We start from the raw sequence: 22,335 nt of genomic DNA on the forward strand, positions 1-22,335 counted from the left end.
TCAGTTCCTATCATCGCGGGATATCGACGTAATCGAGGCGTTGCATCGCTTCCATAAGCTTGCCTGCGAAAAGCTCGGGCACCGGCGCGGTTTTCATTGCCCAGGCCATCACATCCACATCATCTTCTTCCAGCAACCGCTCAAACCAGGCGAGGTCTTTTTCGCTCCAATTTGCGGCGAAGCGATCGAAGAAACCGCCGATCATATAATCGGCCTCGCGGGTGCCGCGGTGCCATGCGCGGAATTTCGCGCGGGCCATGCGCTCATTCAGCGCATCAGAATTGTCGATAGTAGGCATGGCGAGGCGGGTAGGGCACTCGCATTGCGCGCGCAAGCGGCTATATGCGCTGATATGAGGCCGGACATTCTCAACCCCCTGTTTGCGGAAACAGACACGCTGGAAGGCGTGGGGCCGAAGCTGAAAAAGCCGCTTGAGAAGCTGGGGCTGACCCGGCTGCGCGATGTGGCGTATCATCTGCCAGAGCGGTTTGTGACGCGCCGCGCGGTGGAGACGCTCGATGAGGCGGGCGAAGGCGAGCAGATCGTTATTGCGGTGACGGTGACCGAACACCGCGCCTCGGGCAATCGCCGTGCTCCTTACCGTGTTTTTGCTCAGGATAGCGCGGGCAATGTGCTCGTCCTGACCTTCTTTGGTCGCGCGTCATATACTGCGAAAAAGCAGCTCCCGATGGACGCGAAACGCTGGGTCGCGGGTAAGCTCGATCGCTATGGAGACATGCTCCAGATTGTGCATCCCGATCATGTGCTGGAGGAGGGTGGTGAGACTCTGGGGCATTTGTGTGAGCCGGTTTACCGCTTGTCTGAGGGGCTGACGCAGCCGCGTGTTTCAGGGCTGGTGGAGCAATCGCTCGCCAAGCTGCCAGACCTGCCCGAATGGATTGAGGCGCATCAGCTGGGCAAAGAAGATTGGCCTGCGTGGTCTGACGCGATCAAGCTGTCGCACACAGGTGAGCATGGCAAAGCGCGTGACCGGCTCGCCTATGACGAGCTGCTGGCAAACTCGCTTGCCCTGATGCTAGTACGAGCGGACAATCGCAAGCGGCGCGGTCAGCCTTTGGTGGGGGATGGAAACCTGCGCGACCGGCTTGATCTGCCATTTGAAATGACGGGCGCGCAGAAGCGATCCATCGCTGAGATCGAGGGAGATCTTGCGCAAGAGGCCCCCATGCTTCGCCTGCTGCAAGGTGATGTTGGCGCAGGTAAAACGGTGGTAGCGCTTGCGGGCATGCTGATTGCGGTAGAGGCAGGCACGCAGGCTGCTCTGCTCGCCCCGACAGAGATTCTCGCGCGGCAACATTATGAGACTATGCGCAAGCTGGCTGAACCAACCGGCGCGCGGGTTGCTCTGCTAACGGGCCGCGATAAGGGCAAGGTTCGCGAGGCTACGTTGATGGGGCTGCTCGATGGCAGCATTGATATTGTCGTCGGCACGCATGCAATTTTTCAGGACAAGGTCGCGTATAAGAACCTCACCATGGTGGTGATTGATGAGCAGCACCGCTTTGGCGTGGGGCAGCGGCTGATGCTGGCCAACAAAGGCAAATCTGCGCCACATGTGCTGGCAATGACCGCGACGCCAATCCCGCGCACGCTCACGCTTGCGCAATATGGTGAGCTCGATGTGAGCAAGCTCGATGAGCTGCCACCGGGCAGGCAGGCGATTGAAACGCGTGTGGTCGGACAAGCGCGGCTGGACGAGGTTGCGGCCGGAGTCGAGCGGCATATTACCACCGGTCAGCAGGCCTATTGGGTGTGTCCGATGGTCCGCGAAAGTGAGTTTGCGACCGAGGATATTGCGGCTGCTGAGGCGCGTTATGCCCATCTGGCGGAGCGGTTTGGCAAGGATGTTGTGCTGGTCCACGGTCAGCTTACGAGCGAGCTGAAAGACGCCGCGATGGAGCGATTTGCCAGCGGCGATGCTAAGGTTTTGGTCGCGACGACCGTGATCGAGGTTGGCGTCGACGTGCCTAATGCCACGCTGATGGTGATCGAGCAGGCCGAGCGTTTCGGTCTTGCGCAATTGCACCAGCTGCGCGGCCGTGTTGGGCGCGGTGCGGAGAAATCGGTATGCTTGCTCCTGCGCGGAGATACTCTGTCAGAGACAGCGCGCGAGCGGCTCGCATTGATGCGCGAGACGCAGGACGGGTTCCGGCTGGCGGAGGAAGATTTGCGGCTGCGCGGCGGCGGTGAGCTGCTCGGCACAAGGCAATCGGGCGACACACCGTTTAGCGTCGCGAGCCTTGATCAGATCACCAAGCTGTTGCCGGTGGCCTATGCGGACGCGCAAATGCTGATGGAGCACCACGGCGGTCTGGATGGCGCGCGGGGGGAGGCGGCGCGGATGCTGCTTTACCTGTTCGACCGCGATTGGGGCGTACGAACGCTACGCGGAGGCTAGGCCTAGGGGGCTAAAGCGCGGGGTTAGCCGCGCAACCGCTCTACCAAAGCCTCTGCCGCTGCGCTCACTTCATCCCAAGTGCGCGCAAAACCATCATCACCGCCGTAATATGGGTCATCGACTTCGCGTCCCTCTTGGCCGGGAATTAGATCAAGTAATAGGCTGATTTCCGCCGTCGCATCGCTGGGCGCGGCCCGTCTGATGTTGCGCAGATTCTCAGCATCCATCGCGAAGATATGTGTGAAGCGGGTGAAGTCCTCAGCCGCCAATTGGCGACCTTTCAGACCTGAAATGTCGATCCCGTGATCCAATGCCGTCGCGACGGAACGCGGATCTGGCGGTGACCCGATGTGATAGGCCGCTGTGCCTGCGCTATCGACATCCACGTCAAGACCTGCATCCTCGGCTGCTTTGCGGAACGCCGCTTCGGCCAAAGGAGAGCGGCAGATATTGCCGAGACATACGAACAGGATAGCGGGTTTGGTCATCCAGGTTACCTACTGGACCGCGAGGCTAAGCCGCAATAGTACACCAGCAGAAATTCTTGGGAGATACATCCATGCGCGCTGTCTTTGCTGCTCTTGCCGCCACAACCCTGTTGGCTACCTCGCCTGCTTTGGCCGGGCCTGTCGAGGACTATAAAGAGCTGCGCGAGGAAGTGTGGCAGGCGACCCTTGATGCGGATCCGCTTTTGGCCACGAGCATTGGCGACCGCCGCGGTGACGGCAAGCTAGGCGACCTTTCGATCGTTGAAGTTAGCCGTAGTCAAACTCGCAGCAATGAGTTTCTAAAGCGATTGAATGTGATTGATGCGGATCAGCTGCCAGTCGACCTGCAAGTTGATTACGCCGTTTTGAAGCGCAGTATGGAAAATGCGGTCACCAGGCTTGGATTTTCCCAAGCTCGCTACATGATCTTCACAAATCGAGGCGGCTGGTTTACCAATTTTGCCTCGCTCCCAAACCGTTCTCCATTCTTCAGCATGGCCGATTACGAAAGCTATATCGGGCGGTTGCGCGGGTATGCGCAAGTCAATGCTGATGGCATTGAGCGCAGTAGGGTGGCTCTGGATTGGGTGCGCCCACTGGTCCAGCCTTGCGAACCGATGGAGGGTTTAGAAAGTCGGATTGCTAGCCAGATTGTCGATGATTACACATCCTCTCCATTCTGGAGGCCATTCTCTGGTGATCGGCCGGCTTCCGTCACAGACGCACAATGGCAGGATTTGAAATCGCGCGGGCGCGAGGCAATTGAGCAGGTTGTGCTGCCAGCGTACCGCGAATTCCTTACCTTCTATACCGAGGAATATGCCCCCAATTGCCGCACCGGAACACCGGGAATTCTCGCCACCCAAAATGGCAAATCTTACTACGACCATCTCGTAAAAAGCTTCACCACGACAGATATGACGGCCGATGAGGTCCATGATCTGGGCCTTTCCGAAGTCGCCCGTATCCGTGCGGAGATGGTCGAGGTGGCGGCCTCAGCAGGATACGAGACCCGCGAGGCTTTTATCGAGCATCTGCGCACGGACCCGCAATATTACATGACCGATGCGGAAGAATATCTTGCCTATACTCAGGCGCTGGCGAAACACATTGATGGCTTTATGCCCAAGCTGTTCGGAACGCTGCCGCGCAATCCTTACACAGTGTCGCCAATCCCTGCGGCGCAAGCACCGGGCAACACCACCGCCTATTACGAGCCCGGATCGTTGGAAACCGGGCAAGCTGGGATCTACCGGCTGAACACGACCGAGCTCGACCAGCGCCCGCTCTGGGAATTGCCTGCGCTTGGCGTGCATGAGGCGGTGCCGGGCCATCACCTGCAAATCTCGCTTCAGCAGGAACTGGATATCCATCCGCTGCGCGCGAATGGCACCTATTTCACGGCCTTTGTGGAAGGCTGGGGGCTCTATTCCGAGCGGCTCGGTATTGAGATGGGGCTGTACGATACACCAGCCAAACAGATGGGGCGGCTGAGCTATGAGATGTGGCGCGCGACCCGTCTGGTGGTCGATACCGGCATTCATTCAAAGGGTTGGAGTAAGCAACGGGCGGTTGACTATATGCTTGATAATACCGCGCTTTCGCCTGCAAATATCGACGCGGAAGTGAACCGCTACATCACTTGGCCGGGGCAAGCGCTGGCGTATAAAGTTGGCGAGCTAAAAATTCGCGAATTGCGCGCACGTGCTGAGGCGACGCTAGGTGCGCAGTTTGATTTGCGAAAGTTCCACGATGCGGTGCTGGAGAACGGCTCTGTTCCCTTGGACGTTCTGGAGGCGCATATCGACCGCTGGATCGCAAGTCATGACATCGGGGTCGCCGAAGCTGCTGATGCTTCGGTAGAATAGAGCTAGGCTTCTAAGCCGGATTATCCGCCAGAACTCGTTCAACAATATTGCGGATATTCACCACCGCGCCAAGCCGCGCCCCGAGCAGCGCCGTCCCGCTTACCTTGCGCTGAACAAACAGCGTTTCGGGCGGCGGCACATGCCAGGCCTCTTTGTCCTGTGCGATGGCCATGCCTTCGTCGCGCAGGATCGGCACAAATGCGCGGTCGCCAAAGTCGAAATCTTCTTCGCTGGCCATCTCATCCACGATGATATCGATCATACGGTCGATGCTTGCGCGGTGTTTTTCGACCGTCTGCGGTGAGACGAAATCCGCTTCGAATGACGCCTGTAGAACCCGCTCTGGATCGCGCGCGAGGCCCGCCTCCAGAAGGTTGCGATAGGCGCTTATGACCGCGGGTTCTATCTGGCGGGTTGCCCCAAAATCGAGCAGGATAATGCGGCCCGTCTCGCGATTATAGCGGAAGTTGGCGAAGTTCGGATCGGTCTGCATAAACCCAAACTCGAACAGTTCGCGCGCCACCAGACGCATCATTTTTGCGAATAGCTGATTGCGTGCTTCTTGCGGTTCTTCGGTGAGCGATTCAATTGCCGATCCAGGCTCAAAACTCATCGCAAGAATGCGTTCTCGCGTTAGGCTCTCATCCAGCTCGGGGATCACGAAATCGGGCTCATCTTTCAGCAGCTTGGCATAAGCCTGCATCATTGCGCCTTCGCGCTCATAGTCGGCCTCTTCGTGCAGTTGCTCTTTCGCTGCTGCGAGCAATGGGTCAAGATTGAGGTGTTTGGGCAAGAGCCCTGATACGCTCAGCAAAGTCGCGACATTATCGACGTCGCTATCAATGCTCTGCGCGATGCCGGGATATTGGACTTTGATGGCGAGCGTGCGATTGTCGCGGGTCACCGCACGATGCACCTGGCCAATAGAGGCTGCCGCGATGGGGCGCGGTTCAAACCGGCGGAATTGCTTGCGCCAATCCGGCCCCCATTGCTCGCGCAGGACCTTATCAAGCTGCTTGGGCGGCATGAAATTCGCTCGGTCGCGTAGCCCTGCGAGAATTTCGGTGAGCTCTGGTGGCAGGACATCGCCTGCATCCATGCTGATCATCTGACCCAGTTTCATCGCGGCGCCGCGCAAATGGCTGAGCCGATCGGTAACGCGCTTAACATTGCCGGGTGTCAGGATCAGCTGGTCCATGCTTGGCCGTTCACCCGCCGCCAGTCGCCGCGCGCCTTCGGCCATCATCCCTCCGGCGAGCCCGCCCGCCATGCGACCAAAGCCGCTCAGCCTGCCAACTCTGCTGGAGGGGACAGCCCGGTAAGTCTCTGGGCGGTACGTTTCTGGCCGGTCGTTATCTTCACTGTCTGTCATGATCGGCTCAGGCTCCTGTCTCACCGGATAATGAACGAACGGCTGCGACGTTCCTGTGGAAGATCGTGAGGACAGCGCATTAGGACCAGCCAGGCGGGGTGGCAAGCGCGCCAATTGACCGCTAGCAAACGGTCCATGGCTCAGCATTACGAACAGCAATATCTCGATCTGATGCAGCGCATCTGGGCCGAGGGCAATGAGCGCAGCGACCGGACCGGCATCGGCACACGTTCGATCATGGGAACAATGCTGCGGTTCGATTTGGCGGGCGGGGCCATGCCTCTGATCACGACCAAGCGCGTTTATTGGAAGACGGCGACACGCGAACTTCTGTGGTTCCTGACGGGCGACACCAATATTCGCCCGCTAGTGCTGCAAGGCGTGAAAATCTGGAACGAATGGCCGCATGCGCGCTATGTCAAAGAGAGTGGCGACGACATTGAGCTGGACGATTTTGTGCAGCGGATTGCGGATGACGAAACCTTTGCCGAGCGGTGGGGCGATCTTGGTCCGGTATATGGCAAGCAGTGGGTCGATTGGCCGACGTTCCGCTACCGTAAGGACGGCCTGTATGAGCCGGGCGAGGGCATCAATCAGGTCGAGCAGGTGGTCGATAGCCTGCGCAATAACCCCGGTAGCCGCCGCCACATTATCGAAGGATGGAATGTCGCACAGCTTGAACAGATGGCGCTGCCCCCATGCCATAAAACGTATCAGTTTCATGTTGAGGGCGAAGGCGATGAGGCCCAGCTCAACTGCGTGCTGTATCAGCGTAGCTGCGATGTTGCGCTCGGCCTGCCGTTTAACCTCTGGTCTGCGGCTTTACTGACTCGGATGATGGCGCAGCAGACCAATATGCAGCCGGGCGAGCTGGTGTGGATGGGTGGGGACACGCATCTCTACCTCAATCATGAGCATCTCATCACCCAGCAACTGAGTCGCGAGCCGCAAGGGAAGCCAACCCTTGAAATAGTCAGACGCCCTGAAAGTATTTTCGAATACAAAATCGATGATTTCCTAGTGCATAATTACGCGCCGCACCCCCCGATAAAGGCCCCTGTTGCGGTGTGATCCTGAGCGCTTGACCGCTATAAATCGCTGCCATAGGCCACGCCCAAACGCTTTTGCTGGGAGAGTATGCTTATGGCCGAAAAGGCCACACGCGAGACAGCGGGCAGCAACAAACCTGCCCTAGAACTGCACGTTCCCGAACCGAAATATCGGCCCGGTGACACTGCCGACTTCTCGCATATCGATATTGGTCAGCCAGGCGATATGCCGCGCCCGGACGAGGCATGTGCACCGGCGGATATGCATGATCTGGCGTATGGTCTGGTCCGCGTTCTGGGTGACGACAATAAGGCGCATGGCCCCTGGGATCCCAAACTCTCGCCAGACACTTTGCGCACAATGCTGCACCATTTCTCAACGACCCGCGCCTTTGACGAGCGGATGTTTCGCGGCCAGCGGCAGGGCAAAACCAGCTTCTATATGAAGTGTACGGGTGAGGAGGCGACTAGCATTGCGACCTCCATGGCGCTTGCCAGCGATGACATGATTTTCCCCAGCTACCGCCAGCAGGGCATTCTGATTGCGCGCGGTTATCCGATGATCGAGATGATCAATCAGATTTACTCGAACAAGGGCGACAAGCTGAAAGGTCGTCAGCTCCCGATTATGTATTCGAGCCGGGAGCACAGCTTCTTCACGATCAGCGGCAACCTCGCGACTCAGACACCGCAAGCGGTCGGCTGGGCGATGGCCAGCGCGATCAAAGGTGACACGCGGATCGCGGCCACGTGGGTGGGCGAGGGCAGCACGGCGGAAGGTGACTTCCACTCTGCATGCACTTTCGCGACCGTTTATAACGCACCGGTGATCCTCAATGTGATCAACAACCAATGGGCGATTTCGAGCTTTAGCGGGTTTGCGGGCGCTGAGCGGACGACCTTTGCAGCGCGCGCTTTGGGCTATGGCCTTGCGGGCCTGCGCGTGGACGGCAATGATCCGCTGGCGTGCTATGCGGCGGAACAATGGGCCGCGAACCGCGCCCGTGCCAATGCTGGGCCAACGCTGATCGAGTTCTTCACATACCGCGCGGAGGGGCATTCGACTTCGGATGATCCGAGCGGCTATCGCAGCGCTCAAGAGCAGAAGGAATGGCCGCTGGGCGATCCGGTAACGAGGCTGAAAGATCACCTTATTGCCCTTGGCGAGTGGGATGAAGAGCGTCAGGCGGCAATGGATCTCGACGCGGCGGAGCTGGTCAAGAAGACCACCAAGGAAGCGGAAGCTAACGGAATTCTCGGGCACGGCCTGCATCATCCATTCCGCACAATGTTCCAGGACGTTTACGAAGATCTGCCCTGGCATCTTGAAGAGCAGGCTGCACAGGCGAAGAAAGAGCGAGAGATCAAGTGGCCGGGAGAGGAGCCTTGGTCATGAGCGACACGAAAGTGAAAGACGCAAGCAACACGGGCGCGCCTGAGGCTGTGACCGAACGCCGCCTCAATATGATCGAGGCGATTAATGACGCGCTCGACGTAACCATGGGGCGCGACGACGATGTGATCGTCATGGGCGAGGATGTTGGTTATTTCGGCGGCGTGTTCCGTTGTACCGCTGGTTTGCAAGAAAAATACGGCAAGACGCGCGTATTCGACACGCCAATCTCGGAATGCGGCATCATCGGTGTCGCGGTGGGGATGGGGGCATATGGCCTACGTCCGGTCCCGGAAATCCAGTTTGCCGATTACATTTATCCCGGCCTTGACCAGCTCATCAGCGAAGCAGCGCGTTTGCGCTATCGCTCAGCGACTGAATATATCGCTCCGATCACTGTACGATCGCCATTTGGCGGGGGCATTTTTGGCGGTCAAACGCACAGCCAATCTCCCGAGGCGATCTTCACGCATGTCGCCGGGCTGAAAACCGTCATTCCAGCGACGCCCTACGATGCCAAGGGCCTGCTCATCAGCGCGATTGAAGACAATGATCCGGTGATCTTCTTCGAGCCGAAGCGGATTTATAACGGGCCGTTCTCGGGCTTTTACGACAAGCCGGTCGAGCCGTGGAAGAAGCACGCGGACAGCGTTGTACCGGAAGGGCATTACAAGGTTCCGCTCGGCAAGGCGCGCAAGGTCACTGAGGGCGAGCAGCTCACCGTGCTGACCTATGGTACGATGGTTCACGTCGCTGAGGCGGTCTGCGCGGACAAAGGCGTTGAGGCGGAAATCCTCGATCTGCGCACGCTCGTCCCATTGGATATCGAAGCCATCGAAGCCTCGGTTGAGCGCACGGGACGCTGCTTAATCGTGCATGAGGCGACCCGCACATCGGGCTTTGGCGCGGAGCTTTCCGCGCTTGTGACCGAACGCTGTTTCTATCATCTGGAAGCGCCGGTTGAGCGCGTCACCGGCTTTGACACACCCTATCCGCACAGCCTCGAATGGGCCTATTTCCCCGGCCCGGTTCGTATTGGCGAAGCAATCGACAAGATCCTCAAGGACTGACAGCTATGGCGAAATTCACGTTCAATATGCCCGATGTTGGCGAAGGCGTTGCCGAGGCGGAAGTCGTCGAATGGCATGTCAAAGTCGGCGATACCGTGACCGAGGATCAACATCTGGTCGACGTCATGACGGACAAGGCAACAATTGATATCGAAAGCCCGGTCGATGGCATGGTGACTGAGCTGGCTGGTGAGCCGGGCGATACGGTTGCGGTGGGTTCGATGCTGCTGGTGATTGAGGTTGCGGGTGAGGCTGGCAAAGAGGCCGCGCCTAGGACGGAATCCAACACCGAGCCTTCGCCAGCAGAAAAGCCGGAAGTTGAGGAACCGAAGCCGGAAGTGGTCGCTGCGCCTGAGCCAGTGGTTGAACTAGAACCAGCTCCCGAACCCGCGCTCACATCCACACCATCACACGCCAAAGTCCTCGCTACACCAGCGGTGCGCAAGCGCGCGGCTGAGCTCGGCATTGACCTAGGCGAAGTCAAACCAGCTGCTGACGGCCGCGTACGTCATGCTGATCTAGACGCGTTTCTGTCATACTCAGGCGGTTTTTCGCCTGCGACACCGACCCGTTCCGATGAAGAGCAGAAAGTCATCGGGATGCGCCGGCGCATTGCGGAGAATATGGCCGCTTCAAAGCGCAACATCCCGCATTTCTCCTATGTTGAGGAAGTGGATGTCACTGATCTTGAGGTCATGCGTGCGCAGCTTAACGCCAGTCGTGGTAGCAAGCCTAAGCTGACGATCCTGCCGCTGCTGATCACTGCGATTTGCAAGACGCTGCCCGATTTCCCGATGATCAATGCACGTTATGATGATGAGGCTGGGCTGGTGACGCGTCACGGCGCAGTGCACCTAGGCATGGCGACTCAGACGGATGCAGGCCTGATGGTGCCGGTTATTCGCGATGCGCAGGGCAAAAACCTTTGGCAGCTCGCCAATGAGATCGGCCGCCTCGCAGAGGCCGCGCGGAATGGCAAAGCTAAATCTGATGAGCTGTCCGGTGGCACGCTGACAGTGACTTCATTGGGGCCGCTCGGCGGTGTTGCAACGACGCCGGTCATTAATCGGCCTGAGGTCGCGATCATTGGCCCGAACCGGATCATTGAACGGCCGATGTTTGTGCCTGATGGTCAGGGCGGCGAACGCATCGAGAAACGCAAGCTGATGAATATTTCGATCAGCTGCGATCACCGGGTAGTCGATGGCTATGATGCCGCGAGCTTCATCCAAGCGCTCAAGCAGCTGATAGAGACGCCTGTCCTGATCGTCTCAAATTGATGCCCTAGCGCACGACCGCGCTGTAACTGACTGCGGTATCAGTATCGCGCGCAGCGACTTGCCAGCGCAGATTGGTGACGTCTTCCGGCCATGCCTGCCGCTCGCCAACGCGCATCATTTCGAGCTGCCCCCATGTGCGGCCGCCGTCGACGGATACTTCCAGCGCTTCGCGGCTGCTGCGCTGGTAAGCAATAGTCGGCGGGATCTCGCTCGCGAGCGTAAATTTGCGCGGTGCATCATCAGCGTCCCATTGCATCACTGTGACAATCCGGTCGCCAGCTTTGAGGGTCTCGGCGGGCTCAAGTGACACGCCGCCGTCGCTTTCGCGTTCGACATATATGGAACGCTTGATGGACAGGGCAGAATCTGTCGCGGCCGCAGCAGTGGCGACCATGGCGATGCAGGCAAGTAGCAATCCAGCGCGCATAGCGAACTCCCCCAGGCGCGAACTTATGTTCGTGCTTGCGGAAGTCTCACGGTCTATCCTCAAGATTCAGTTAAATTGGCCATATGCCCGCGTTAAATTGCGTTGAATCGCGCCATCAGCTGGGCTTTTTTGAGTCTGCCGCAAAAACCGCGATGGGAGTTATTGACAGGCCTGCCGTGCTGCCCTAGTGGCGCTGCTCCCAAGCGGTGCAAACCCATATTATGCGGGTGTAGCTCAGTTGGTTAGAGCGCCGGCCTGTCACGCCGGAGGTCGCGAGTTCAAGTCTCGTCACTCGCGCCACTTGGGACCCAATCGGAAATCGCTGATTTGACAGGTCTGTGTGCTGATCGCGCGATTGCGAGCAACTAGTCTGCGATAAAGGGTGAGCTGATATCGCCGCCAAGCAGGAGATCGTAATTCAGCTCCATCATCCGCTTGGTCACTGCGCTTTGCGAAGCAATAAATTGCCGCTTCCGGCGCTCATACAATTTGGTAAGCGCAGCGTCATAGAAATCCATCTGTTGCTTGAACGGTGCACGGGCAATGCGGCTTTGCTGGTTGGCGGGAAACACATTGGCGTTGGGCACAATGCCGCGGATCATCATCATGCGAATGATGCCGCCGCCATCTAGGAATGTTTGTTCCGGCACTTCATAGCCAAGCGCTGAAAAGCGCGGGCTACCTTTAGGGGAGACCAAATAGACCATCAGCACGCCTTTGTGGCCGCCGCGATTGGTTGGAACCATCACGAGGCGCGCCTGACGGCCATCATAATCAGCCCATGCTTGCAACTTTCGAAAAATCGGCTTTCCTGCCAATTTGATATCTGTCGATCCCAGCATATCCTGCAACGCGCCGTTAAATGTGGTCACGCCGCGATCGGGGCCCGTAACACCGCGGTAACCGCGCGGGGCCAGCGGATCACTGATATTGGGCGAGAAGGTAATCGGCTTGGTCATTGGCCATTTGTTGAAATCCGATTGGTCGGTCGGCAGTCGGTAATTGCTGCGTGGGCGAGCAGTGCGTTGCCGTGTCGAGGTGGTCCGGATTGGCCGATTGCTAGCCCTTGAGGGTGCGGATGCGCTCGAGGAACTGCGTGTCTGCGATGCACCCTGGCCGGGAACCCAGCCGGGCCTGTCAGCCGCTGCAATAGTCGAGCGGAAATTGGAAACACTACCAATACGGCGCAGCAACTTGCTGATATTGGCGGGCTCATCCAGCAGCACCACGAGCCGCCGGGACACTCCGCGGTTGCTAATGGTCGCAGCAAAAGCCTTCCGTCCCTGAGGCGTATTGGCATAGCCGGTCATCTTGGGCATGCGTTGGTTCGAGACGTCTTCGGAGACTATCTGCTCGATCTTGAACGGCATTCCCGCAAGCGCTTTTTCCAACACGTCGCCTGATGCGCTCTCGGGCATGCCCAGCAAGTTTGAGCCGGTTTTCCGGTCAATTTCCCACAAGAGCAGGACCAGAACCGTGCTGTCAGAGCGTTCGCTTTCGTAAAAAGCGCCGTAATCAGTGACTTCGCGCGACCAGCCGGTTTGCGCCGCCGCAGTAGCAGGCAGCCCCAAAGCCAATGAAAGAGCTAGCGTCCAAGTGGGTAGTCGGCGCATTATCATCCCCTGTCAGTACCCCCTCGAGGATGGCCGGGATCCAATATTTTGACAAGAGATGTGGAAGGCCACACCTATCACTTCGTGGGCTGACAGCCCCGTTTCGCCGCATCGCGCGAGCGCACCCATTTAACCGCATTGGTCAGCACCCGGCGATAGACCGGGTCGTCATAGCTCGTATGCTTGTGACCAATGGCTGAATAGAACGTGCGTCCTTCGCGAAGGCACCGCACCCAAGCAATCGGATGCCCCGATGGCCCGCCGCCCATGCGCAAATCTTCGCGGTCGCCGTAAAGCAGGTTTTCGGGACTGTATGTGCTTTCATCAAGGCCCAGCAGCGGCACGGCATCGCCCACATCGGCGCTGTCGAAGCTGTACCATTCGTCATTGTGGACCCACTCGGCGGGGATGCCTTGCATAATCGGATGTTCGCTAGCGAGGTTTACCACGCGCGCATCCTGAAACTGCGGGCCAGCGGGGTGACCAACGAACTCCGGGCCGATGACCTGATCGTCATACCAATCCCAATCTGTATGAGAAGCATCGCCAGACCCATGAAGTGCCAGCAACGCGCCGCCATTCTCCAGCCATGTTTGAAATGCGCGTTCCTGCTCTGGAGATAGCGCGTCGCCCGTCATATTGTTGAACACTACCAAATCGAAGCGGGCGAGCTGATCCGCGTTGAAAACCGCGCTATTGACCGTGGTGAACAGGCCCATCTCGTTATCAGTTGTGAATTCGGCAAAGAAGCGGTCTGCGCCGGCAATCCCTTCATTATGGCGCCAGCTGCGGGTTTTTGAAAATACCAGAACTGCTGGTTGCGCCATGAACTCATTGATTTCCGGAGGCTGTGTCTCGTGATTGAACTCAGGAGCGGCCTGTTGTGCAGCGCAGCCGGTGGTCACAAGCGCGGCGGAAACAAGGGCAAGCAGAGCTTTTGCGGATTTCATCATCCCGCAAGAGTATCGCCAGATCCACTTAGGCGATAGAGGAAATTACTCGTCTTCCTCGGGCGCAGACCAGCTGCCGGTTTCCATCCAGATCAGAAAGCGGCGCAGCGGCAAAAGCCAAATAAGGCCGAGGATGAGGTAAATGATGGTCTGCACCAGCGTGTGCCAATGGCCAATGTAGTCCGGCACGATCATGGCAACGGCGATGCCATACATCATCAATGCGAAGAGCAAGCCCAAGATGCCCAAGGGAATTCGGATTGTGGGTTCTTCGCGCATCAAAACGGTCCGTAAAATCGGGTTGGTGTGACAACAGCGCTCAGTGGCTGATCATGTTCCTCAATCGGCAAATTTTCGTGAAGCTGGCAATCCCATGCTAGCCCGATTGCGACAGTACCGGGGTGAGCGGCGAGCCAGCGGTCATAATGGCCCATGCCTTGACCAAGTCGGTCGCCAGTTGTGGTGAAGCCGACCAGCGGGACAAACAGAATATTGGGCGTGATGGCTGGTGCGGTGGCCAGGGGTTGGATGATGCCGAACGGACCGCGCTCGCAATCGCCCGCGTCAAACGGATCGGTGTGGGCTGCGAATTCCATGGGCGCGGCTTCGCTCTCGAACCAGGGCAGGGCGATGGCGTGCCCTGCCTCTTGGAAGAACTTTGCGTATCCTGAAGCGGGCGCTTCATTTGCGGTCGCATGATACAGCCCGATGACCGCATCTTCGGGGATGAGCATCAGGAGCGGCGCGGGTGGGCGATGCAGGATCAGCGCTCGCGCGGATTCTGGCAACGCTGCGACATGGGCCTTGCGCGCCGAGCGCAAGCTTTTGCGAAGGTCGGTTTTGGAGAGTTTCTCAGACATTGGCCCGAGACGTAGGGCTCGGGCTGAAAGCCCGCAAGGGCGACTGCGCGCTTGTCTTCTCAACGATATGCCGGGCCACCCGCTCCCTCCACCCTTCCACCCGGAGCCTACCGGGACACAATCCGGGTGGAAGGGTGGAGGGAGCGGGTGGCATGGCCTGTTTTCGATGGAGATCGAAAGCGCACCAGACAAGGAGGGTGGCGGAACCACTATGGGTCGTTCTCCGGGGAAATCCTCTGACGCGAAAACGTCAGGTGGGCGCCGTATACCCTAGATCCCAGGTTCCATTCCGAAGAACGCAGTGGCCCATAATCTAAGACAGGGACAGCTCCCTTTGGATAGCTTATAGCCTCAGGGATATTCAGTCGGCTCGTGCCGAGCAGTCCCGCCGTGATCCATCTAGGCGTTGTTGCGCGCGCTCTCAAGGCTGTCGGCTATCTTTTCGATTCTTGTTGCAAGCGCTTCCAGCTCATCAGCGATCGCGCCAGTGCTTGCCGCGCTTCCCGTGGGAGGCGTTGAGAGCTGCTTCGCAGCGTCCAGTTCGTCAGCAAGGAATAGGGCTGCAAACAGCAGATCCTTGTTTTCAATTTTGGACAGATTGTCGCCTAGCGCCCGCATCCGCTCATCAATCATACCGGCGAGTTTTCGGATGTGATCTTCTTCACCGTCCTGACAGGCCAGTGTATAATTGCGGCCGCCGACCAGAAGTGTGACTTCGCTCATTCCTCTAGCTTCTCGATTAATTGATCAAGATTAGACAGCGTTGTTGTTACGCTAGCGCGCAAGGCATTGTGGCTCTTGCGAAGCGTTTCAGTTTCGGTGTGCGCCTGCGAGGCATTTTGTTCGATCCGCGCCAAAGCAGCGTCGATACGTTTCCTTGCAGCGGTGATACGATCATCTTGCATAATTGTGCATGGTTTAGCCAAATTTTCGAGCGCAGGCAAAAGTTTGGCACCTCCTGTTGATAAGTCAGGTGAGGCTGGCTTGGATGGGGGCAGCGCATGTGGCTCGCTTGACGTGAGATAGCTGGTCGGCGAAGGCTTTTCGCGCACCGAATCGACCGATTTTTCCGGAGCCACACTGAATGAGTTTTGATACTGCGCGCCTCGTGCCCATGGCCAATGCCATCCGGGCGCTTTCTATGGATGCGGTTCAAGCCGCCAACTCCGGCCACCCGGGCATGCCAATGGGCATGGCCGATGTCGCGACGGTGCTTTGGAGCGAGTATCTCAAATACGATGCGAGCGCGCCTGATTGGGCGGATCGTGACCGCTTTGTTCTGTCTGCTGGCCATGGCTCAATGCTTATCTACAGCCTGCTCAACCTCAGCGGCTATGCGCGCCCGACTATGGAAGACATCAGCAACTTCCGGCAATTGGGTTCTCCCTGCGCGGGGCACCCGGAAAACTTCCTGATCGACGGTGTGGAATGCACCACTGGTCCGCTGGGGCAGGGGCTCGCAATGGCCGTGGGCATGGCCATGGCGGAGCGGCATTTGAACGCCGAGTTTGGCGATGAGCTGGTTGATCACAAAACCTGGGTTGTGGCCGGCGATGGTTGTCTCATGGAAGGGATCAATCACGAAGCGATTGGCCTGGCAGGACATCTGAAGCTGGGCTATCTCAACGTGTTGTGGGACGATAACAATATCACCATTGATGGCGGTACCGATTTGTCCTCCAGCGAGGATATCAAGGCGCGTTACGTAGCAACCGGCTGGCACGTCGTCAGCTGTGATGGGCACGACTTTGACGACATTCGCCGCGCTTTGGATGAGGCGCAGGCCTCTGAGTTGCCGTCGCTGATCGCGTGCAAAACCGTGATCGGCAAAGGCGCGCCGACCAAGCAAGGCACCAGCGCCACGCATGGTGCGCCGCTGGGTGATGATGAAATTGCCGGTGCGCGCGCAGAGCTGGGCTGGGAACATGCGCCGTTTGTTGTGCCGAAAAACATCACAAGTGACTGGCGCGAGGCGGGCGCTCGCGGTGCTGCTGCTCGGTCAGATTGGGAAGCGCGTCTGGCGCAAAGCGCGCATAAAGCGGCGTTTGAGGCGCGGATCGTGGATATTGCGGACCACGTTGGCCCGGCTATTGAAGCGCATATTCGCGGGCTCGCCGCAGAGCCGCAAAAGGTCGCGACCCGCAAAGCCTCGGAAATGGCCCTTGGTCCGTTGACTGAGAAGATCCCGCATTTAGTGGGCGGCTCGGCTGATCTCACCGGCTCAAACAACACCAAAACGCCTAGCACTCTGCCAATGACGGCGGATGATTACAGTGGGCGCTATGTCTATTACGGCATTCGCGAATTTGGCATGGCCGCCGCGATGAATGGCATGGCGCTGCATGGCGGGGTGGTGCCTTATGGCGGCACGTTCCTGATTTTCAGCGATTATTGCCGCAATGCGATCCGGCTATCTGCTTTGCAGCAGACGCGCGCGGTCTATGTGATGACACATGACAGCATTGGTCTCGGCGAAGATGGTCCAACGCACCAACCGGTCGAGCAGGTGATGAGCCTGCGTCTGGTGCCCAATCTCAATGTGTATCGGCCATGCGACACCATTGAGACGGCGGAATGCTGGGCGCTGGCGCTGCAAACGCCGACCACCCCCTCGATCCTTGCGCTCACGCGTCAAGGGTTGCCTCAATTGCGGGGCGAGGGCGATGAGAACTGGACTGCGGCGACAAACCGCTGCGCCAAGGGCGCCTACCGTCTGCGGGCCGCCAGTGGTGTGCGCAAAGTGGTGATCGTCGCGACCGGCTCTGAAGTTGCGCTGGCGATGGCTTGCGCCGATGAGCTCGAGGCTAAGGGCGTGGGCTGCGACGTCGTCTCCATGCCTTGCGCTGAGCTATTCGATGCACAGGACGCCGCTTACCGCGCAGATATCCTCCCAAATGATGTGCTTACAGTCTCGATTGAGGCTGGCAGCACGCTGGGCTGGGAACGCTACACGGGCAGGAACGGTCTCAACATCGGGCTCGACCGCTTCGGCGCATCGGCCCCGGCAGGCGATCTGTTTGCCAAATTCGGTTTCACTGCGGACGCGATTGTGCCGCAAATCACAGACAAATTAGACGCATAAGCAGGAGTTTCTCGCATGAGCACTAAGGTTGCCATTAACGGTTTTGGACGCATCGGACGGCTTGTTGCCCGCGCCATTTTGGAACGTAGCGATCACGACCTTGAACTGGTTTCAATCAATGACCTGGCTGATACCAAGTCGAACGCATTGCTATTCCAATATGACAGCACCCATGGCCGTTTCCCCGGCACGGTCGAGGTTGGTGATGGCGCGATAATCGTCAATGGCAAGTCGATTGCTGTGACGAGCGAGCGTGATCCCGGCAACCTCCCACACAGCGCGCAGGGCGTGGATATTGTGCTGGAATGCACCGGCTTCTTCCAAAGTCATGAGGCCGCGGAACCGCATCTGAAGGCTGGCGCAAAGCGCGTGCTGATATCAGCGCCTGCGAAAAACGTCTCTGCAACAATCGTTTATGGCGTAAACCACGAAACGCTGACAGCTGATGATGTGATTGTTTCCAATGCCAGCTGCACCACCAATTGCCTTTCTCCAATGGCGAAAGTGCTGAATGAGACGGTCGGGATTGAGCGCGGCTTCATGACCACCATCCACAGCTACACCAATGATCAGCGTATGCTCGATCAAATGCATGGTGATATGCGCCGAGCTCGCGGCGGCGCGCAGAACATGATCCCGACCACCACGGGCGCAGCGCGGGCGGTTGGCCTCGTTCTGCCGGAACTCGCGGGTAAGCTGGACGGATCCTCGGTTCGTGTCCCAACGCCGAATGTCAGCCTGGTCGACCTGGTGTTTACGCCTGGCCGTGATACCAGCGTTGAGGAACTTAACGCTGCGCTTAAGGCCGCCGCGACAGGCCCAATGAAGGGTGTTCTCGACTATACCGAACAACCGCTCGTCAGCAGCGATTTCAATCACTATCCGGCCAGCTCAACCATCGACAGTCTCGAAACCTCTGTCATGGAAGGCAAGCTTGCCCGCGTGGTCAGCTGGTACGACAATGAATGGGGCTTTTCCAACCGTATGATCGACACCGCCGGTGTGATGGCGGGCTTGCTGTAAGCACAAGTCCGGCCCATGAACACAATGGAACTGCACCCTGAATACCTTGCTGCGCTTGCGCAGCAATTTGGCTTTCTAGGTGCGTTCCTGGGCGGCGTGTCGGCCACGCTGTTTGTCACGCTGTTGACGCTCGCCAAGCCATCTGTGGTGGTGAGGTGGAGTATCGGCTTGGCAGCTGTAGCCGCCGCTGCTTTCATCGTGACGGCCTATATGAGCGTTGGAGTGATTGCTCAGAGTCATCCCCATGCCCCTGAAGTGGTTATTGAGGATGGTGGCCGGTCAGTACAGGCAGTCATGGTCCTAACCTTCGCAATTGGCACTTTTGCGCTTTTGGGGGCGATTGGGGCAAGCGGTTGGTCCCGGTCGAAAGTGCTTGGCTATGTCACCACTTCTGTCGCATTGCTTGCTGCTATCCCCCTTATTCTCGATGTGGTTTAGGGCCAAGCTGGAGATCTCGTTCTAATGCCTAATTTCAAAACACTCGATGATCTTCCCGCTGATCTGAGCGGCAAGGTCGCGCTGGTCCGCGTTGATCTCAACCTGCCGATGAATGGCGGGTCTGCGAGCGATGTAACCCGAGTTGAAGCATCGAAGCCGACCATCCTTGAACTCGCCGAAAAAGGCGCAAAAGTGCTATTGCTCGCGCATTTCGGGCGTCCGGGCGGTGCGCGTTCCTCTGTGCTTTCAACCAGCATGGTTCAGGGCGATGTGGAGGAGGTTCTCGGTAAGGAGATCATGTTCGTTCCTGAGGTCGCTGGCCCGGTGGTTGAACAATCGCTTGGCATCCTGCGTGATGGCGACATCGGCTTGCTCGACAACGTCCGGTTTTGGCCCGGTGAAGAGGCCAATGATGCCGATTTCGCCGCCAGCATTGCCGCGCATGGCGATATCTATGTGAATGACGCCTTCTCCGCTGCACACCGCGCGCATGCGACCACCGAAGGCATTGCGCGTATCTTGCCTGCTTATGCGGGGCGCGCAATGGAACGGGAATTGTCTGCCCTTGATGCGGCACTTGGCAATCCAGAGGCTCCGGTCGCAGCTGTCGTCGGCGGGGCGAAAGTCTCCACGAAGCTTGCCGTACTCAAAAACCTCGTGGGCAAGGTACAGCATTTGATTATCGGCGGAGGGATGGCCAACACTTTCCTTGCCGCGCGCGGTGTTGATGTCGGCAAATCGCTATGCGAGCATGACCTGACTGACACTGCCAACCAGATCATGGACGAGGCGGATCATGCCGGATGCACAGTGCATTTGCCCTATGATGTTGTAGTAGCAAAGGAATTTGCCGCAACCCCGGCCAGCTTGCGGACGTGCAATGTGCACGAGGTTGCCTCGGATGAGATGATCTTGGACATTGGCCCGCAAGCGGTTGAGGCGCTCGCTGATGTGCTTAAGACGTGCCGTACTTTGGTGCTGAACGGTCCGCTCGGTGCGTTTGAAACCACGCCCTTCGATGAGGCAACAGTTGCTCTGGCGAAGACCGCTGCGGCGCTGACGCAAGACGGCTCGCTCACTTCGGTGGCGGGCGGCGGCGACACAGTCGCGGCGCTCAACCATGCTAAGGTGGCGGGTGATTTTACCTATATCTCAACAGCTGGCGGTGCTTTCCTAGAATGGATGGAGGGTAAAGAGCTGCCTGGTGTGGCGGCTCTCTCGGCCTGATAATGAGTACTATCGCAGCCCTTATTGAAGCGCGTGAGCACATGCTGATGCGTGCATGGACACGCGGGGAATCGCGTGAGTTGCGCGCAATGCTCGCGCGTGATTTCATGATGATTATCGCCGTTGATCGCCCGCAATTACTTGACCGGCCGAGCTTTATTGAGGCCTGCGAAGATCGGTTCAGCTGTACTGGCTATCGTTTCCGTGAGGTCTTCGTGCACAAACATGGCAAGAGCGTGTGGTTTACCGCTGGCGTTGATTTGGAAATGCGGGTTGGCGGCCATGAATGGTCAGGTGAGTTCTGGCTCACCGATTTATGGCAGAAGGCCGGGATAAAGCGGTCCTGGAAACTGCAGGAGCGGAGCATTTCAGGCATCGACCGGAATACCGAGGTGTCCCAAGCGATCCGCAAGCTTCAATTGTGGAATTGAGATAGCTGCTATGACATCACCGATCAGAAGACTTTGTTCTTTTTTATTTTTGATCGGCGCCATACTCGTCACTCCGTCGGTCCAGGCGCAGGACGATTTGCAGTCCAAATATGATGCGTTTGGCAAGTTTCTCGACACCTACCGAAGCGAAAACAACACCCCGGCAATGAGTGCGGTGATCGTGAAGGATCAGCAGATAGTCTGGGAAGGCTATTTCGGCACATATGACGATGAGGGCGACTTCCCGACGCTTCACGAAACGACATACTCGATCGCCTCAGTGACAAAGCCGATCGCGGCAACCGCGATTTTGGCAGAATCGCTCGCTGGCCTTGTTGACCTCGATACGCCGATGACCGCCGATGCCGATTGGGCTGAGTTTTGCGCGTATTTCAAAACCACTCCAATCCCGTTTATGGGCGGAGGCGAAGATCGCCACGGCAATGTGATCGCGCCGGTCGATTGCGACAAGCCGACGACGCTCGGGCAGATGCTCGACATGCGGGCAAATGGCGATGCGTATGTCTATAACCCGATAGCTTTCGCGCGGATCGATCGCGTGATCTTGGGCGCCGGTGGCCGTGATTTACGCGCGATTGTGCGAGACAGGGTGGCGGACCCAGCTGGGATGCGCAATGTCGCGCTTGGTTGGCGTGACCCAGAGGCGGGAGACGCTTTGCGCCATATCGCCGAGCCGCATCATGTGGTGGAGGGCCGGATCGTTAAGCAGGCCTTTGCCGACGATGATTTTCGCGCTGCTGCGGGGATCAAGGCAAGTCCGCGGGCCGTCGCCGCTTTCGATATTGCCTACGACAGGGGACTCTTGTTCCCTCCCGCCATGCGCAAACGCATATTGGAAGATATCGAAGTTGGTCCCTTGGGCGATTACCGCGCTGGTTGGTTTCTCGAGGATTGGCGGGGCAAGCGGCTGATGTGGCATTCCGGCAAGGATGATACGCGCTATTCGGCCCTTTATCTTAAGGTGCCTGAGGAGCAGCTGACCTTGATCGTTCTGGCGAACACCGAATCGATTTGGAAAGATGGGGCATCGGTGGTGAAAGTCGACGTGGCGGCAAATCCGATCGCGGCACGCTTCCTAGGGGATTTTGCGAGCGAATAATGGCTGAGACCTGCCGGACCTTCGTAGTAAAGGGCCGTTTTACGGCTTGGCCGGCGCATTCCTACAGCTATCAATTTGATCACGGGACTTAGCTCGACGACGCGCCGAATGCGGTAATTTCCTGCACAAGATTGTCTCAATTTGAGTACCCGTCAGATTGGCAGGCTTATGGCAACGTTGTCAGATTGCCGGTCTGAATTTGCATGGCTAAGGCCCCCGCAACGA

Annotated in this window: 22 protein-coding genes, 1 tRNA gene and 1 other RNA gene; 13 read left to right on the forward strand and 11 right to left on the reverse strand. The window is 58.1% G+C overall.

The features are described 5' to 3' along the window. Nucleotides 1–10 precede the first annotated feature (10 nt). Nucleotides 11–298 carry a succinate dehydrogenase assembly factor 2 gene (locus tag ACFCXQ_RS09670; RefSeq protein WP_379550076.1) on the reverse strand — a complete coding sequence of 96 codons (288 nt, stop codon included), beginning with the start codon at nucleotides 296–298 and terminating at the stop codon, nucleotides 11–13. A 54-nt stretch (nucleotides 299–352) separates the two neighbouring features. Here ACFCXQ_RS09670 and recG point away from each other — a divergent pair, with 54 nt between their 5' ends. Beyond that, nucleotides 353–2,419: an ATP-dependent DNA helicase RecG gene (recG, locus tag ACFCXQ_RS09675; RefSeq protein WP_379550077.1), complete on the forward strand. Its 2,067-nt coding sequence runs from the start codon at nucleotides 353–355 to the stop codon at nucleotides 2,417–2,419. 23 nt (nucleotides 2,420–2,442) lie between these two features. Here recG and ACFCXQ_RS09680 read toward each other — a convergent pair whose 3' ends face one another. Then, entirely contained in the window at nucleotides 2,443–2,907 is a 465-nt protein-coding gene (locus ACFCXQ_RS09680) for a low molecular weight protein-tyrosine-phosphatase (protein ID WP_379550079.1), read from the reverse strand. Between the two features lie 71 nt (nucleotides 2,908–2,978). On the opposite strand from ACFCXQ_RS09680, the gene ACFCXQ_RS09685 reads away from it, so the two are divergent. After that, nucleotides 2,979–4,775: a DUF885 domain-containing protein gene (locus tag ACFCXQ_RS09685; protein WP_379550081.1), complete on the forward strand. Its 1,797-nt coding sequence runs from the start codon at nucleotides 2,979–2,981 to the stop codon at nucleotides 4,773–4,775. Nucleotides 4,776–4,785: 10 nt separating this feature from the next. Here ACFCXQ_RS09685 and ACFCXQ_RS09690 read toward each other — a convergent pair whose 3' ends face one another. Next, on the reverse strand, nucleotides 4,786–6,147 hold the full coding sequence (locus ACFCXQ_RS09690) for an ABC1 kinase family protein (RefSeq protein WP_379550083.1): 1,362 nt from the start codon (nucleotides 6,145–6,147) through the stop codon (nucleotides 4,786–4,788). A gap of 135 nt (nucleotides 6,148–6,282) precedes the next feature. On the opposite strand from ACFCXQ_RS09690, the gene thyA reads away from it, so the two are divergent. From thyA to ACFCXQ_RS09710, 4 genes are all read left to right on the forward strand, one after another. Next, a complete protein-coding gene (thyA, locus tag ACFCXQ_RS09695) occupies nucleotides 6,283–7,218 on the forward strand; it encodes a thymidylate synthase (protein ID WP_379550085.1) in 936 nt (311 codons plus the stop codon). A gap of 72 nt (nucleotides 7,219–7,290) precedes the next feature. Beyond that, nucleotides 7,291–8,592: a 3-methyl-2-oxobutanoate dehydrogenase (2-methylpropanoyl-transferring) subunit alpha gene (locus ACFCXQ_RS09700; protein WP_379550087.1), complete on the forward strand. Its 1,302-nt coding sequence runs from the start codon at nucleotides 7,291–7,293 to the stop codon at nucleotides 8,590–8,592. Further along, nucleotides 8,589–9,659, forward strand: a complete 1,071-nt coding sequence (locus ACFCXQ_RS09705) for an alpha-ketoacid dehydrogenase subunit beta (protein ID WP_379550089.1) — start codon at nucleotides 8,589–8,591, stop codon at nucleotides 9,657–9,659. Before ACFCXQ_RS09700 ends, ACFCXQ_RS09705 begins: the two co-directional genes overlap by 4 nt. 5 nt (nucleotides 9,660–9,664) lie before the next feature. Then, nucleotides 9,665–10,939 (forward strand): dihydrolipoamide acetyltransferase family protein, encoded by a 1,275-nt coding sequence (locus tag ACFCXQ_RS09710; protein ID WP_379550090.1) that lies wholly within the window; start codon nucleotides 9,665–9,667, stop codon nucleotides 10,937–10,939. Between the two features lie 4 nt (nucleotides 10,940–10,943). Here ACFCXQ_RS09710 and ACFCXQ_RS09715 read toward each other — a convergent pair whose 3' ends face one another. Further along, nucleotides 10,944–11,366, reverse strand: coding sequence for a hypothetical protein (locus ACFCXQ_RS09715; protein WP_379550092.1), 423 nt, complete (start codon nucleotides 11,364–11,366; stop codon nucleotides 10,944–10,946). Between the two features lie 223 nt (nucleotides 11,367–11,589). On the opposite strand from ACFCXQ_RS09715, the gene ACFCXQ_RS09720 reads away from it, so the two are divergent. Further along, nucleotides 11,590–11,666, forward strand: a tRNA-Asp gene (locus tag ACFCXQ_RS09720). Nucleotides 11,667–11,731: 65 nt separating this feature from the next. On the opposite strand, the gene ACFCXQ_RS09725 is transcribed toward ACFCXQ_RS09720, so the two are convergent. From ACFCXQ_RS09725 to ACFCXQ_RS09755, 7 genes are all read right to left on the reverse strand, one after another. Further along, nucleotides 11,732–12,979 carry a hypothetical protein gene (locus tag ACFCXQ_RS09725; RefSeq protein ID WP_379550094.1) on the reverse strand — a complete coding sequence of 416 codons (1,248 nt, stop codon included), beginning with the start codon at nucleotides 12,977–12,979 and terminating at the stop codon, nucleotides 11,732–11,734. 77 nt (nucleotides 12,980–13,056) lie between these two features. Continuing rightward, nucleotides 13,057–13,932, reverse strand: coding sequence for a ThuA domain-containing protein (locus ACFCXQ_RS09730; RefSeq protein ID WP_379550096.1), 876 nt, complete (start codon nucleotides 13,930–13,932; stop codon nucleotides 13,057–13,059). 42 nt (nucleotides 13,933–13,974) lie between these two features. Beyond that, nucleotides 13,975–14,208 carry a DUF2842 domain-containing protein gene (locus ACFCXQ_RS09735; protein WP_379550098.1) on the reverse strand — a complete coding sequence of 78 codons (234 nt, stop codon included), beginning with the start codon at nucleotides 14,206–14,208 and terminating at the stop codon, nucleotides 13,975–13,977. Next, nucleotides 14,208–14,789: a 5-formyltetrahydrofolate cyclo-ligase gene (locus tag ACFCXQ_RS09740; RefSeq protein ID WP_379550099.1), complete on the reverse strand. Its 582-nt coding sequence runs from the start codon at nucleotides 14,787–14,789 to the stop codon at nucleotides 14,208–14,210. The genes ACFCXQ_RS09735 and ACFCXQ_RS09740 overlap by 1 nt, the downstream gene beginning before the upstream one ends. 199 nt (nucleotides 14,790–14,988) lie before the next feature. Continuing rightward, nucleotides 14,989–15,178: non-coding RNA, 6S RNA (gene ssrS / locus ACFCXQ_RS09745), on the reverse strand. Nucleotides 15,179–15,188: 10 nt separating this feature from the next. Beyond that, the gene (locus ACFCXQ_RS09750) at nucleotides 15,189–15,512 is read right to left on the reverse strand and encodes a cell division protein ZapA (RefSeq protein WP_379550101.1); all 324 of its coding nucleotides are present in this window, start codon (nucleotides 15,510–15,512) and stop codon (nucleotides 15,189–15,191) included. Further along, nucleotides 15,509–15,694, reverse strand: a complete 186-nt coding sequence (locus tag ACFCXQ_RS09755) for a hypothetical protein (protein ID WP_379550103.1) — start codon at nucleotides 15,692–15,694, stop codon at nucleotides 15,509–15,511. The genes ACFCXQ_RS09750 and ACFCXQ_RS09755 overlap by 4 nt, the downstream gene beginning before the upstream one ends. Before the next feature lie 179 nt (nucleotides 15,695–15,873). Here ACFCXQ_RS09755 and tkt point away from each other — a divergent pair, with 179 nt between their 5' ends. From tkt to ACFCXQ_RS09785, 6 genes are all read left to right on the forward strand, one after another. Then, entirely contained in the window at nucleotides 15,874–17,871 is a 1,998-nt protein-coding gene (gene tkt / locus ACFCXQ_RS09760; protein WP_379550105.1) for a transketolase, read from the forward strand. Nucleotides 17,872–17,886: 15 nt separating this feature from the next. Continuing rightward, the gene (gap, locus tag ACFCXQ_RS09765; RefSeq protein ID WP_379550107.1) at nucleotides 17,887–18,894 is read left to right on the forward strand and encodes a type I glyceraldehyde-3-phosphate dehydrogenase; all 1,008 of its coding nucleotides are present in this window, start codon (nucleotides 17,887–17,889) and stop codon (nucleotides 18,892–18,894) included. A 15-nt stretch (nucleotides 18,895–18,909) separates the two neighbouring features. Then, nucleotides 18,910–19,332, forward strand: coding sequence for a hypothetical protein (locus ACFCXQ_RS09770; RefSeq protein WP_379550109.1), 423 nt, complete (start codon nucleotides 18,910–18,912; stop codon nucleotides 19,330–19,332). Between the two features lie 24 nt (nucleotides 19,333–19,356). After that, nucleotides 19,357–20,559, forward strand: a complete 1,203-nt coding sequence (locus ACFCXQ_RS09775) for a phosphoglycerate kinase (RefSeq protein ID WP_379550111.1) — start codon at nucleotides 19,357–19,359, stop codon at nucleotides 20,557–20,559. A gap of 2 nt (nucleotides 20,560–20,561) precedes the next feature. Next, on the forward strand, nucleotides 20,562–20,990 hold the full coding sequence (locus ACFCXQ_RS09780; protein WP_379550112.1) for a DUF4440 domain-containing protein: 429 nt from the start codon (nucleotides 20,562–20,564) through the stop codon (nucleotides 20,988–20,990). A gap of 97 nt (nucleotides 20,991–21,087) precedes the next feature. Beyond that, on the forward strand, nucleotides 21,088–22,110 hold the full coding sequence (locus ACFCXQ_RS09785; RefSeq protein ID WP_379550113.1) for a serine hydrolase domain-containing protein: 1,023 nt from the start codon (nucleotides 21,088–21,090) through the stop codon (nucleotides 22,108–22,110). Nucleotides 22,111–22,335: the final 225 nt, after the last annotated feature.

The organism is Qipengyuania rhodophyticola (assembly GCF_042493225.1).
Classification (GTDB): domain Bacteria; phylum Pseudomonadota; class Alphaproteobacteria; order Sphingomonadales; family Sphingomonadaceae; genus Erythrobacter.